Here is a 13,006-nt window from a genome sequence, read left to right on the forward strand (position 1 = left end):
GGTTTTTCTTATACCGACGCGACGTGATGGGACGTGGTATGGCAGCAACGGATATCGAGCGCGGACTCTCGACCGCCGAGGTCGAGGAGCGCATCGCCGCCGGTAAGATCAACCGCAACATGGAGCTCAAGACCAAGTCGGTCAAAGAGCTCATCATCGAGAACCTCTGCACGCTGTTCAATTTGATCAACGTGATCTTGGCGTTCCTGGTCATTTTGACCGGTTCGTTTAAGAATCTGACGTTCCTGTTCGTGGTGTTCCTCAATACCGCTATTGGCGTCATTCAGTCCATGCGTTCCAAGAAGATGGTCGATAAACTCACGCTGCTGACCTCCAAGAAGGCCATCGCGGTGCGCGACGGCGCCGAGGTGGAGCTCGACCTGGACCAGATCGTGCTCGACGACATCATCCGCCTGGGGCGCGGCGACCAGATTCCTGCTGACGCCGTGGTGGTTTCGGGCGAGGCGCTCGTGAACGAGAGCCTGCTGACGGGCGAGAGCGACCTTATTAAGAAACAGCCCGGTTCCGAGCTCATGAGCGGCAGTTTTATCGACTCGGGCCTGCTGCACGCCCGCGTGATCCATGTCGGCGCCGACAACTACGTGGCCAAAATTAATAATGAGGCCAAGTACGTCAAAAAGGTCAATTCCGAGATCATGAACGCGCTTAATGCCATCGTGCGCTTTGCGAGCATCATCATGATCCCGCTCGGTTTGGCGTTGTTTGCCTCGAGTGTGAGCGAGCTGTGGGATGCCGCGGGAACCCCGGGCGATAGCGCGCTTTCGTGGTGCTTCTCCGAGCTGTTGGCCGGCCGCGTGCCCTCGTCGGCGCTGCTGTCCACGGTGGGCGCCCTGCTGGGCATGATCCCGCAAGGCCTGGTGCTGCTGACCTCGTCGGTGCTCGCCATCGCCACGGTGCGCCTGGCCCGCCGCAAGGTGCTGGCGCAGCAGCTCTACTGCATCGAGACGCTCGCTCGCGTCGACGTGCTGTGCCTGGACAAGACGGGTACCATTACCTCGGGTCGTATGGAGGTCGAGGGCACGTATCCGCTGCCGATCGAGGGCTTTGGCATGGGCGCGGGGGAGGGCGAAGCCGCCGTTCCCGTCGATACCACGGTGCTCGATTTTGCCCTGGCTAACGTGGCGCGTGCGACTTCGGCCGATGCCAACGAGACCTGCCAGGCGCTGCTCAACTATTACGCCGATCGACCGGTCGAGGTGTCCGAGCCGCTGTCGGTCATTCCGTTCTCGTCGTCCAAAAAGTGGAGTGGCGCTTCGTTTGCGCAGGGCTCCTATGTGATGGGCGCTGCGCAGTTTGTGCTTTCGGAGTGTGTGTTTTCGCAGGTCGAGAACCGTGTCGCCGAGCTTGCCGATACCTGCCGCGTGCTCGTGGTGGCGCGCGTGGACGGCTTTACGCCCGATGGCGATATGGTGGGCGAGGCCGAGCCCGTGGGCTTTGTGACCATCTGCGACGAGATTCGTACTTCGGCGGCCGAGACCATCGGCTACTTTAACGAGCAGGGCGTGACCCTTAACGTGATCAGTGGCGACGACCCGCGTACGGTGTCGTCGATCGCGCGCGTGGTGGGCGTGCCGGGGGCGGACGCTTATGTGGACGCCACGACGCTCGATACGCCGGCCAAGCTCGATGCCGCAGTGGACCGCTACCATGTCTTTGGTCGTGTGACCCCGCAGCAGAAGCGCGAGCTCGTGCAGGCGCTCAAGCGCCGCGAGCACACCGTGGCCATGACGGGCGACGGCGTCAACGACGTGCTGGCGCTCAAGGAGGCCGACTGCTCCGTCGCCATGGCGGCCGGCTCCGATGCCGCGCGTAACGTGGCCGAAATCGTGCTCGTCGACAACGATTTTGCCTCGATGCCCGCCGTGGTGGCCGAGGGCCGTCGCTCCATCAACAACCTGCAGCGTTCGGCTTCGCTGTTCTTGACCAAGACACTGTTCTCGATGGGCCTGGCGGCGCTGTGCATCGCGCTGCCGCCGTACCCTTTCGAGCCGATTCAGATGACGCTCATCAACTTCTTCTGCATCGGCGCGCCGGGCTTTGTGTTGGGCCTGGAGCCCAACAATGCTCGCGTGAAGGGGTCGTTCCTGACGAACGTGCTCAAGCGGGCACTGCCGGCGTCGATTGCGGTCATTTTGGCCGCGGCGCTCGATATCTTTGTGGCGCGCGTGTTTGGCTTTAACCAGCTCACGCTGTCTACGATGTGCCTGCTTACTTCGTGCGCGGCGAGCGTCAGCCTGATCTGGCGTATCTCGCAGCCCCTCACGCCCTTGCGTGTGGCGCTCTTTGTGTTTGTAGTCGTCGGCATTCTGACGGGCGTTATCGGATTCCCGAAGCTGCTGTCTATTGCCAACCTGTCGATGGGCCAGATGGTTATCTTGGCTGTCATCGTGGTCTTTACCTGCTCGGTGTTCTTTAAGCTCGCCACGATGATGGATTCGCTCAAGCCGCGTCGTCGTCATGCCGCAACTGGTTTTGGCCGCGGTGTGCGCGTCCGCTTGGGTCGCGGTGGCGGCAAGGTGAGCTCGACGGGTTCGACGGCGGAGCGTTTTGCCAAGCGCGTCGCCGCCGACATGGCACAGCGCCGCGAAGCTCGCACCGTTCGCGAGGCCGAGGTCCGCGCACTCGAGGGCGTGGCCCAGGCCCAGCCCAAGAAAAAGAAGGGTAGCGGAGCCAAGCGCTCTCGCGTAACCAAGTCCGCCCAAGGCATCAAAGTCTCGATGCCGAGCAAAAAGAAGAAGTAACTACGCGCCCTGGCGATGTTGAATTGGTGCCTTGCTCCTGTGGGGCCGTGGCGATGTTATGCTCTAACCTCGATTGTTTGAATTGCTTCGAAAAGAGGATGCCGTGATCTGTCCGCATTGCCTTAAGACCATCGAGGACGGCGCCTCGTTCTGCCCCTACTGCAACGCCTATGTGGGCCCGGGCGATGGTCCGGAGCACACCGAGTTCGTGTTCTGTGAGGGCTGCGGTGCCCGTCTTTCTCCGCATGATCGTACGTGCCCCAAATGCGGACGCCCCGCTCCGGGTATCCTCTCCGAGGACGCGGCAGCATCCGACCTGGCAGCGGGCCGCACGGCGGGCTTTCCGCGCCTAACGCAAGAGCAGATCGATACCGAGGTGCCGCATGCGCCGGCCTCTGCCGCTGCGGTGCTTTCGGACGCCGCCGACCCCAATGAGACCTGCGTGCTGCCAGCTTTCGATAAGGATTTCGGTATCCCCAAGGTCGATATTCCCACGCCCGTTTCCCTGCATGACGATGCTCAAAAACCCAAGCGCAAGGTGCACCCCGACGAGGACGCCTATCACAAGCATAAGCGTCATATCCCCAAGCCGCTCATCGTCATCGCGGTCCTTGCCGTCGTTTGCGGCGGTGCCTATTGGTTCGTGACGACCGATCCCATGGGTGTCATGCCCGGCTTCTACGACCAGTTTGGCCAAGCTGCACAGACCACCTTCCCCACGCGCCAAAAGGGCGAGGCCACTGAGGACGATACCAAGCAGGACGATTCTGCGGAGGTGGTCCAGGAAGAAACCGTGCTCACCGATGATCAGCTCTATACCAGGCTCGACGGTCTGTATCAGACCATCGTGTCCTACGCTGACGAGGACCAGATCGGCGAGGTCATCGATTCCTTTAACAACGGCTATCTCCGAACGCCGCTGTCCACCCGTCAGGAGCTGTCGCAGAGTGCCTACGCCCTGCGTGACCAGATAAAAAAGACGCAAGATGAGCTTAACAACCTGAAAGTACAGGACGATACGGTCTATGCGGACGACATCGCCCACTTAAAGCAGCTTGCCGAGTGGATGTACGAGCGCGTCGACGTGATCTGCCAGAGCTGGGACATCTCGCTGGCCATTCCTGATGGTGAGTCGATGAGTTCCCACCAAAGCGAGATCCTGGCGCCCATCGCGCAGGGTGGCAACAGCGCGCTGAACCAGTACGACGCCAATGTGGGTTCCTGGAAGCCGCAGCAGCGTTCCTAAAAATAGTTCGCCATAGTCGGCATAACCTACGTGCGCAATTGATGTAAGCCCGTGCTTATTGCTACAATTCGTACAAATATGCTTTAAACGCACGAGGAAGGAACCACATGTTTGGTTTTAAGAAAGAGCTCTACACGCCCGGGTATCAGCTTGTCGGCGACGAGTGCGCCGTAATCGAGACGTCGAAGGGTACCATCAAGGTCAAGTTTGACGGCGAGGGCGCTCCCATTCATGTCGCGAACTTCTGCGAGCTTTCCACGATGGGCTTCTATGATGGCCTTAAGTTCCATCGCTATGTGCCCGGTTTTGTTATCCAGGGCGGGGACCCCAATACCCGCGACATGTCCGGCGCCGACGTCGCCGCCGGTCTTGAGGGCCCCGACGGCATGCCCGGTACCGGTGGCCCCGGCTACTGCATCAAGGGCGAGTTCGCCACCAATCCGCGCAACAGCCATGTCGATGGCGCCCTTGCCATGGCGCGCTCCATGGACCCCGATTCCGCGGGTTCGCAGTTCTACTTCTGCCTGGGTGCCCAGCATAACCTCGATTCCGGTTACACCGTCTTTGGTACCACGGTCGAGGGTCTCGATGTGATTTCGCAGCTGCGTGCCGGCGACGAGATCGTTCATGTCGAGATCGTTCACGAGTAAAGGGGACTTTCTTGAATAGCCAGCTGATCCAACAGGGCCGCGCCGCTTACCGCGCGGGTGATTTTTCCGCTGCAGCCCAGATGCTTGGGGCGGCAAAGACTCCCGATGAGATTATGGGCGAGGCCGATCACCTTCGTGGCAACGCCTTGATGCACCTTGGCATGTATGCCGAGGCCGCCGAGGCCTATGCCGCCGCCCTCAACGACGGTACCTACGGCAAGCGCGGCGCGCTGCTCACCAACCGCGGCAAGGCGCTCGCCGCCGTGGGCGACTACACGACGGCCGCTCAGGCGTTCTCTGCCGCTACGCAGGATGCTTCCTATGCCACGCCGTTCAAGGCCTATCTGGGCCTGGGCAATGCGCTGTTCCAGTCGGGCGACTATGCCAACGCGGGAACCGCCTTCCGTCAGGCTGCCATCGACGGTGCCAATCCGGCTCCTGCCGCCGCACTCGGCGAGCTCGGTCGTTGCTTCATTAAGCTCGGCCGTCCGGCGGACGCCGTGGAGACCTACCGCACGGCTATCGACTTTGCCGGCCCCCGCGACGACACGCGTGCGCTCAACGCCGGCATGGGTCAGGCGCTTTCTGCCGCCGGCCGTCCCTCCGACGCACTCGACGCCTTTAACACCGCTACTGCCGATGGCATCTACCAGCTCACCTCCGAGCAGGCCGATGAGCTTGCCCGCGTGCACGATTCGCTTGCCGCGCTGTCTGCCCAGACGGCTATGGCCACGGCTCCGGCGCCCGCGATGGACGCTCCTGCCGTCGATCCGCTCGATCCTACGGGCGCGACCGGTCAGTTTATGCCCGATCCCTCGGACACCGGCTTCTTTACGCTGTCCGAGTCCGAGATGGTCCAGCAGGACCGTCAGGATCGTAAGCAGGCCAAGGTCCGTCGTCGCCATCGCCATACGGGTCTTAAAGTCTTCATCGTGCTGCTTCTGCTTATTTTGATCGCCGCGGGCGGTCTGGGCTTTGCCTACACGCGCGGCTTTGGCTTCCCGTCTCAGGAGTCTGTCGTTACCGATCTGTTCCAGGCTGCCGGCGACGGTGACGCCGCAAAGGCCGAGTCTTGCCTGGCCTCGAGCCTGTCCGAGGACGCTAAGTCGATGATCATCTCCTCGATTCCGCAGGGTGCCACCGTGTCCGTCGAGGGCATGGATCAGTCCATGACCGAGACGACCGCCAAGGTGAAGGCATCGCTGTCCAAGGGCGGCGAGCAGGAGTACACCGTCAAGTTCGTGCGCTCCGACAACCATATCGGCTGGGCCGTTTCTTCGCTCGATATGGATTTCTCGGCTGCTGACAACCAGTAGTGACCTTATGGGATTTAGCTTTGCCCGGCGCTTCACCGCAAGTGAGGTGTCGGGCTTGCGCTAGTATGATGAGCTAGTAGTTTTCCAGCAATCATCCAACACATCAGGAGTTGCGTTGTTTTCTTTGATGGATATGTTCTTCGGTAGCTATGCGGGCGATCTTGCCATCGACCTCGGCACCGCAAATACGCTTGTCTCCGTGCGCGGCAAGGGCATCGTCATTCGCGAGCCCTCCGTTGTCGCCATCGACAAAAACGACGAGCGCATCCTGGCGGTCGGTATCGAGGCAAAGCGCATGCTCGGCCGTACGCCCGGCAACATCGTGGCCGTTCGTCCCCTGAAGGACGGCGTCATCGCCGACTTCGATGTTACCGAGGCCATGCTTCGCTACTTTATCGATAAGGCGTCCGAGAAGCGCTATCCGTGGACTCCGCGTCCGCGTGTTGTCGTCTGCGTTCCCTCCGGTGTCACGTCGGTCGAGAAGCGCGCTGTCTTTGAGGCCACGATCCAGGCCGGTGCCCGCCAGGCCTATCTGATCGAAGAGCCTATGGCCGCCGCTATCGGCGCCGACCTGCCCGTCGAGGAACCCACCGGCTCCATGGTCATCGACATCGGTGGCGGTACCACCGAGGTTGCCGTTATCGCTATGGGCGGCATCGTCGTCTCGCAGTCCATCCGTATTGCCGGCGACGAGTTCGATCAGGCCATCCTCACGCACGTTCGTGATGCCTACAACCTGGCCATCGGCGAGCGTACGGCAGAGGACATCAAGATCAAGGTCGGCTCCGCCGTGCCGCTCAAGGATGAGCTCGACGTCGAGGTCAACGGCCGCGACGTGATCACCGGTCTGCCCAAGACCGTGCGCATCGAGAGCGAGGAGATTCGTCGCGCACTCAACAAGCCGCTCGACGAGATGGCCAAGGCCGTCAAGGACGCACTCGACGCTACGCCTCCCGATCTTGCCTCGGACCTTATGTACTACGGCATTTTGCTGACCGGTGGCGGCGCGCTGCTGCGCGGTCTCGACGTGCGCCTGCGCGATGAGACCGGCGTTTCGGTCAACGTCAGCCCCACGGCGCTCGATAACGTCGTTAACGGCTGTGCCCGCGTGCTCGAGGCCAATGCGTTTGATGGCGGCTTCGTCCAGACCAATGCTTAATTTCCAAAAGGTGGATTCCATTTGGCACGATCTTCGGGTTTCTCCACAAATCTGAATACCAAGCGACAATCAACGGGTATGCGCCCGTTGATTGTTTTCAGCCTGATTTCGGTGTTGCTGCTCACGTTTTACATTCGCGAGGGCGAGACGGGGCCGATTCATGCCGTGCGTTCGGGCGTGACGACGATTACCTCGCCGGTGCGTTTTCTGGGCTCGGCTGTGGCGGCTCCCTTCAATGCGGTCGGTAACGTGTTCTCTAACCTTACGGCGTCGCAGGACACGCTTGACGAGCTTAAGAAGCAAAACGAGGAGCTGACCTCTAAGGTCGCCGAGCTCTCCGAGGCTCAAAAGACCGCCGAGCGACTGGAGGGTCTGGTCGGTCTGCAGTCGACCTACAACCTCAAGTCCACTGCAGCTCGTATCGTCGGCGCCTCGGGCGATGCCTGGACCTCGACCGTCACCATCGACAAGGGTTCTACAGACGGGCTTACCGTCAACATGCCTGTGACGAGTTCGGCTGGTGTTATCGGACAGATCATCGAAGTCTCGGCCAAGACGTCCACCGTGCGCCTGATTGGCGACGAGAACTCGGGCGTGTCCGCTATGGTGCAGGACACGCGCGCCCAGGGCATGCTGCAGGGTCAGGCTGACGGCACGCTGCGTCTTGAGTATGTGAGCGTCGATTCCGACGTTAAGGTTGGCGACATCATCGTGACCTCGGGCATTGGCGGTGTGTTCCCCAAGGGTCTTCCGCTCGGCACCGTCTCGTCGGTTGAGAAATCGGCAAACGACGTGTACTACACCATTGTGGTGCGCGCCCAGACGACGGCCGAGAACAACGAGGAAGTGCTGGTCATCACCTCGCTGACCGACGAACAGTCGGCCTCGGATGAGGACGTGAACACGGCCAACAGCACGCCGCAGGGAACGTCGCGCGATGCTGCGACCAAGACGAAGGACGAGAGCCCGGATGACAGTTCCGACACGTCCGAGACGACCGATTCCGGCTCGAGCGAATAGGGGGCATGTCCATGGATCTACACGAGCAGGGGATGAGCTCCCGCACGTTTGTAATCGCCGCCATCGTGTGCGTGCTGTTGCAGGCGGGCCTGGCACCGCAGATCTCCATTGCGGGCGGTCGCGTCAACTTTATGATTATCCTGGTGTGCTTAAGCGTGTTCTCGGGCGACCCGACCCGTGCCGTCGTGTGCGGTTTTTGCAGCGGCTTGTTCTATGACCTTTCCGCTGCCGTGCCGGTGGGCGTTATGTCGCTCCTGCTGACCGTGGGTTCTTTTGCCCTGGTGCATAGCGCCGCCGGTCAGACGGGCGGTACCCCGAGCGCGCGCGGCATCACGGTGGGTGCCTTCGCGCTTGTCATTAATGTGATCTACAGCATCATCTTGCTGTTTATGGGTTTGGAGACGAGCTTTGTCGTGGCGCTCTTCGGCCATGCGCTGCCGTCTTCGATCCTGACGGGTCTGGTTGCCATTCCGTTTTTGATGTCCGGCGTCGTGCCGCAGTCCGGTTATGGATTCTCCGCACGTGGCGGACGCCAGACGGGCATGCGCTTTAAGCCCAAGATCCGCAAGCTCAAATAGGGGAGGCCTGTAGATGTCTTCCCAGATGACGGTTATTATCGCCGGTATCGTGCTGGTTGTGGCCATCGTGGTCGCGCTGGTCATCATGCGTCGCGGCGATTCCCGTTTTACCTACGATACGCAGCATGGAACGGCCCCGCGCGCCACCGAGGGCGAGGGCAATACCGCGGCGACCGCCTTTAAGGGCCGCTTCTCCATCCTCACCACGGGTGTGGGCGCGATGTTCGCGGCGCTTGCCGTCAAGCTGTGGGGCATGCAGATGGTCTCGTCGGACTATTACGAAAAGCAGGCTAATAGCAATCAGACGCGCACCGTTACCACACCCGCTGTGCGCGGCCGCATCCTCGACCGCAATGGCGTGGCACTTGTCCAGAACCGTCCCTCACTTGCTGTCGTGGCCTACCGCGACCTTGCCGAGGATGAGGTTTTGGTTCGCCATCTTGCCAACGTGCTCGGTATGCCCTACGTGGCGGTGCTGCGCAATATTCAGGACAATTCCGAGGGCGCCCAGAGCCTGCATACCATCGCGACGGACGTCCGTCGCTCCACGGTTGCCTATATTCAGGAGCACGCCGGCGAGTTCCCGGGCGTCAAGATTGCCGAGCGTACCGAGCGTCAGTATCCATATGGCGAGACGGCATGCCATATCTTGGGCTATACCGGCACCATTACCTCCGAGCAGCTCGAGGCCCAGAATAAGAAAACCTCTGGTGATGATGATGCTTCTGCTGGCCGGATTACGTACCAGTCGGGCGATATCGTGGGCCAGGCGGGTGTTGAGAGCTACTACGAAAACCTGCTGCAGGGTATTCGTGGCGAGCAGACCGTCAAGGTCGATGCCTCGGGCAATGTGACCGGTCAGGCCGGCGCCGTGCCCGCCAAGGCCGGCTCCGACATTAAGCTCACGCTCGATCTTAAGATCCAACAGGCCTGTGAGACGGCGCTGGCGAGCGCCATCGAGCTTGCCAAGACCACTGGCTACAGCAATGCCGGCAACGGCGCTGTGGTGTGTCTCGATCCCAACAATGGCGAGATCCTGGGCATGGCGAGCGAGCCCAAGTTCGATCCGTCCGTCTTTATCGGCGGCGTCTCAAATGACGTGTGGACCGAGCTCAATGATGACAAGGGTTCGCACCCGCTGCTCAACCGCGCCATTAGCGGACAGTACATGTCGGCCTCGACCATCAAGCCGCTCTCGGCACTGGCCGGTCTTGAGTTTGGAACCTACACTTCAACGCAGACAACCAACTGCACGGGCTATTGGACGGGCCTGGGCAAGGCTTGGGGCAAGCGCTGCTGGCTGACGTCTGGCCACGGCACCATGACGCTGCAGTCGGGTATCGCCAACTCGTGCGACCCCGTCTTCTACGACATGGGCAAGGCCTTCTTTTATGACGAGCAACATTCCGAGGGCCTGCAGGAGGTCTTTCGTCGCTGGGGCCTAGGCAAGACCTGCGGTATCGATCTGCCGAGTGAGGGCGCGGGCCGTATTCCCGATGCCGAGTGGAAAGAGTCGTACTTTACCGACGCCTCTGCCGAGGACCGCAAGTGGAATGCCGGCGATATGACCAACATTGCCATCGGCCAGGGCGACATCCTGGTGACGCCCCTGCAGATGGCGTGCGCCTATATGGGTCTTGCCAACGGCGGCAAACAGTACGTGCCTCACGTGTTTTTGTCTGCCGTGTCGCGCGATGGCGACGGCGATGCCTATAAGTACAACGGCAAGGGCAAGAAGAAGCGCCTGGAGGCCAAGATCAACAGCGATTCGGATTTGACTCTTGTTCGCAACGGCATGCACGACGTGATTTACACGGCATCGACGTCCCTGGCGGCTCACTTTGGCACCCTGACGCCGCAGGTGTACGGCAAGTCGGGCACGGGCGAGAAAAGCGGCGAGGACGAATACGCGTGGTTCTGCGCCTATGCACCGGCCGATGATCCCAAGTATGTCATCGCTACTGTCCTGGAGCAGGGCGGCGGTGGTTCGGATACCGCGATGCATGTCGTGCGCGACGTGCTCGGCGTGATTTATGACGAGCCCGATACCTCTTCGGCCTCGGGCGATTCTTCGGTTCGATAGGAGGTTGCGATGGATTTTTCTCCGGCGGATCTGTTCCGTTCAACCAAGACCGGCTCTCGCAGCAGCCTGGACCGCGTCAACAAGCAACTTTCGGCCTCGCGCGGCATGTTTCGCCAAAAGGTGCATATCGGTGTGCTCGTGGCCACAGTGGCGCTCGTCGCCTACGGTGCCATCATTATCTGGTCGGCTTCGCAGTTTAAGGCCGATGCTTCGTTCTCACGCCATCTGCTGGGAATTGGTATCGGGGCGTTGCTGGCGGTGCTGGTCTGGCGTACCGACCTGCGCGGTATTTCCAATTTCTCGACGGCGTTGCTCGTCATCGACCTGATCGTGATCTTCTCGCCCAAGATTCCGGGTCTGTCCTATACGGGCGGTCTGGGCATGACGGGCTGGATCAAGATTCCCGGTATCGGCTTGACATTCCAGCCGGTCGAGCTTGCCAAGCTCATCACCATCTTCTTTATTGCCACGCTTGGCTCGCAGTATAACGGCCGCATCGATACCGTTCGCGACTACGTCAAGCTCTGCGGCATGCTGTCCATCCCGTTTTTGGCCGTCGTCGCCATGGGCGACCTGGGCTCGGGCCTGGTCGTGCTGGTCTCGGGCGCCATCGTCATCTGCATGAGCGGTGCGCGCCGCGAATGGGTGCTGTCGACCCTGGCCCTGCTCGTGGGCCTGGTGGCCCTCGTCCTGGCGCTCGATTCGGTCTTTGATTCGTTGCTCGGCCACGATGTGCTCATCAAGCAGTATCAGATGAACCGTCTGACGGTCTTTATCGACCCCGATAATGCCGATTCGGACGATGCCTACAACCTGCAGCAGTCGCTTATCGCCGTTGGCTCGGGCGGCTTCTTTGGTAAGGGTTTGGGCCATGCGACGCAGTCGGCCGGCGGCTTTCTGCCTGAGTTCCACACCGACTTTGTCTTCGCCTTCCTATCCGAGACCTTTGGCTTTTGCGGTTCCTTTTTGCTCCTGTGCCTCTACGTGCTGCTGATCTTTTCGACGATTCGCGTCGCCTTTAAGTGTGAGTCGCTGTTCTTGCGTCTTTCGTGTGTGGGCATCGTTGGCATGTGGGCGTTTCAGACCTTCGAAAACATCGGCATGTGCATCGGCATGATGCCGATTACCGGTATTCCGCTACCGTTTATTAGCTTCGGTTCGTCTTCGATGATGATTCAGCTGCTGACAGTGGGTATCGTACAATCCATATGGCGGCATCGTTCGGGCGCCGCGTAACCGCTGGAGGGGTTTGCTATGAAAATTCCCGTAGATAAGCTGACCCGCGCTTTTAAGATGGGCGCGTCCGTTAAGAAGGATTCCGATACGCCGGTGCGCGTCTCGGTCTATCTGGATTCGTCCGCCTCGCGCTTTCTGGCCGAGACGGTGCGTGACGCCTTTGTGCCGCAGACGACCTCGGGCATTGTGCGCGTCGAGCGTCTGGGGGAGGAGCGAATTGCTCCAAAGACCGATACCGATGTGGTACTGGTGCTCTCGTGTGGTTCCGACCGCCTGGAGAGTGCCGTGCAGGAGCTCGTGATCGCCGGCGCGCCCGTGTGCGTGCTTGCCGAGTCTGCTGTGGAGGTGCCGTTTATCGAGGAGTCCACGCCCATGCTCGGCGTGGTGGCGGCAACCGATAAGACGTTTCTGCTCGAGACGCTTGCCCGCTGGATTCTCGATCGCACCGACAAGGAAACGGCTTTTGCGGCGAACTTTGCCTTTATGCGCATCGCGGCGGCCAATCGTATCATCACCTCGTGCGCGCTCACCAATATGGCGACCGGTGCGCTGGTGTTTTTGCCGGGCGCCGATTATCCCGTTATGGCGCTGGCGCAGGTGGGCATGCTCTTTGAGCTCGCTGCCGTCTTTGGACGCGGCATTAAGCCTGAGCGCGGCTATGAGGTCGCGGGCGTGCTTGCCGGCGGTCTTGTGATCCGCGCGGTCACCCGCGCACTCGTCAAGCAGACGCCGCATATTGGGTTTGCCGTCAAGGCGCTCACTGCTGCCGCGGGCACCTATGGCATGGGCCGTGCGCTCGTTTCGCTCTACGAGCGCGATGTCGACTACAGCCGTGCCAACGAGGTGGTCACCGCCACGTTCTCCCGCGTTCGCGATCTGGTGACCACGGTCGCGGGTGCTACCCGTCCTATGGCGTCCTACCAAGACGCATCCGATCTCGCTGCTTAGGGGTTTTC

General features: G+C 60.9%; 10 protein-coding genes. All 10 read left to right on the forward strand.

Annotated elements, in window-relative coordinates:
* Positions 1 to 38: 38 nt before the first annotated feature.
* The gene (locus DW171_RS02910; protein WP_118270371.1) at positions 39 to 2,762 is read left to right on the forward strand and encodes an HAD-IC family P-type ATPase; all 2,724 of its coding nucleotides are present in this window, start codon (positions 39 to 41) and stop codon (positions 2,760 to 2,762) included.
* A 103-nt stretch (positions 2,763 to 2,865) separates the two neighbouring features.
* Positions 2,866 to 4,008, forward strand: coding sequence for a zinc ribbon domain-containing protein (locus DW171_RS02915; RefSeq protein WP_158566318.1), 1,143 nt, complete (start codon positions 2,866 to 2,868; stop codon positions 4,006 to 4,008).
* A 107-nt stretch (positions 4,009 to 4,115) separates the two neighbouring features.
* Positions 4,116 to 4,658 carry a peptidylprolyl isomerase gene (locus tag DW171_RS02920; RefSeq protein WP_117736658.1) on the forward strand — a complete coding sequence of 181 codons (543 nt, stop codon included), beginning with the start codon at positions 4,116 to 4,118 and terminating at the stop codon, positions 4,656 to 4,658.
* An 11-nt stretch (positions 4,659 to 4,669) separates the two neighbouring features.
* Positions 4,670 to 5,974 carry a tetratricopeptide repeat protein gene (locus DW171_RS02925; protein ID WP_233539084.1) on the forward strand — a complete coding sequence of 435 codons (1,305 nt, stop codon included), beginning with the start codon at positions 4,670 to 4,672 and terminating at the stop codon, positions 5,972 to 5,974.
* A 127-nt stretch (positions 5,975 to 6,101) separates the two neighbouring features.
* Positions 6,102 to 7,133, forward strand: coding sequence for a rod shape-determining protein (locus DW171_RS02930; RefSeq protein ID WP_006236061.1), 1,032 nt, complete (start codon positions 6,102 to 6,104; stop codon positions 7,131 to 7,133).
* Between the two features lie 78 nt (positions 7,134 to 7,211).
* The gene (mreC, locus tag DW171_RS02935; protein WP_118270373.1) at positions 7,212 to 8,153 is read left to right on the forward strand and encodes a rod shape-determining protein MreC; all 942 of its coding nucleotides are present in this window, start codon (positions 7,212 to 7,214) and stop codon (positions 8,151 to 8,153) included.
* 11 nt (positions 8,154 to 8,164) lie between these two features.
* Positions 8,165 to 8,731, forward strand: coding sequence for a hypothetical protein (locus DW171_RS02940; protein ID WP_118270374.1), 567 nt, complete (start codon positions 8,165 to 8,167; stop codon positions 8,729 to 8,731).
* A 13-nt stretch (positions 8,732 to 8,744) separates the two neighbouring features.
* A complete protein-coding gene (gene mrdA / locus DW171_RS02945) occupies positions 8,745 to 10,814 on the forward strand; it encodes a penicillin-binding protein 2 (protein WP_055249986.1) in 2,070 nt (689 codons plus the stop codon).
* Positions 10,815 to 10,823: 9 nt separating this feature from the next.
* The gene (locus tag DW171_RS02950; protein WP_118270375.1) at positions 10,824 to 12,050 is read left to right on the forward strand and encodes an FtsW/RodA/SpoVE family cell cycle protein; all 1,227 of its coding nucleotides are present in this window, start codon (positions 10,824 to 10,826) and stop codon (positions 12,048 to 12,050) included.
* A gap of 18 nt (positions 12,051 to 12,068) precedes the next feature.
* Positions 12,069 to 12,998: a YcjF family protein gene (locus DW171_RS02955; RefSeq protein ID WP_117776203.1), complete on the forward strand. Its 930-nt coding sequence runs from the start codon at positions 12,069 to 12,071 to the stop codon at positions 12,996 to 12,998.
* Positions 12,999 to 13,006: the final 8 nt, after the last annotated feature.

Source organism: Collinsella sp. AM15-2 (assembly GCF_003471985.1).
Taxonomy (GTDB): domain Bacteria; phylum Actinomycetota; class Coriobacteriia; order Coriobacteriales; family Coriobacteriaceae; genus Collinsella.

Coding starts and splice junctions, on each gene's coding strand:
- mrdA (WP_055249986.1), top strand. CDS start 8,745: ATGTCTTCCCAGATGACGGTTATTATCGCCGGTATCGTGCTGGTTGTG.
- DW171_RS02920 (WP_117736658.1), top strand. CDS start 4,116: ATGTTTGGTTTTAAGAAAGAGCTCTACACGCCCGGGTATCAGCTTGTC.
- DW171_RS02910 (WP_118270371.1), top strand. CDS start 39: ATGGCAGCAACGGATATCGAGCGCGGACTCTCGACCGCCGAGGTCGAG.
- DW171_RS02950 (WP_118270375.1), top strand. CDS start 10,824: ATGGATTTTTCTCCGGCGGATCTGTTCCGTTCAACCAAGACCGGCTCT.
- mreC (WP_118270373.1), top strand. CDS start 7,212: ATGCGCCCGTTGATTGTTTTCAGCCTGATTTCGGTGTTGCTGCTCACG.
- DW171_RS02955 (WP_117776203.1), top strand. CDS start 12,069: ATGAAAATTCCCGTAGATAAGCTGACCCGCGCTTTTAAGATGGGCGCG.
- DW171_RS02940 (WP_118270374.1), top strand. CDS start 8,165: ATGGATCTACACGAGCAGGGGATGAGCTCCCGCACGTTTGTAATCGCC.
- DW171_RS02930 (WP_006236061.1), top strand. CDS start 6,102: ATGGATATGTTCTTCGGTAGCTATGCGGGCGATCTTGCCATCGACCTC.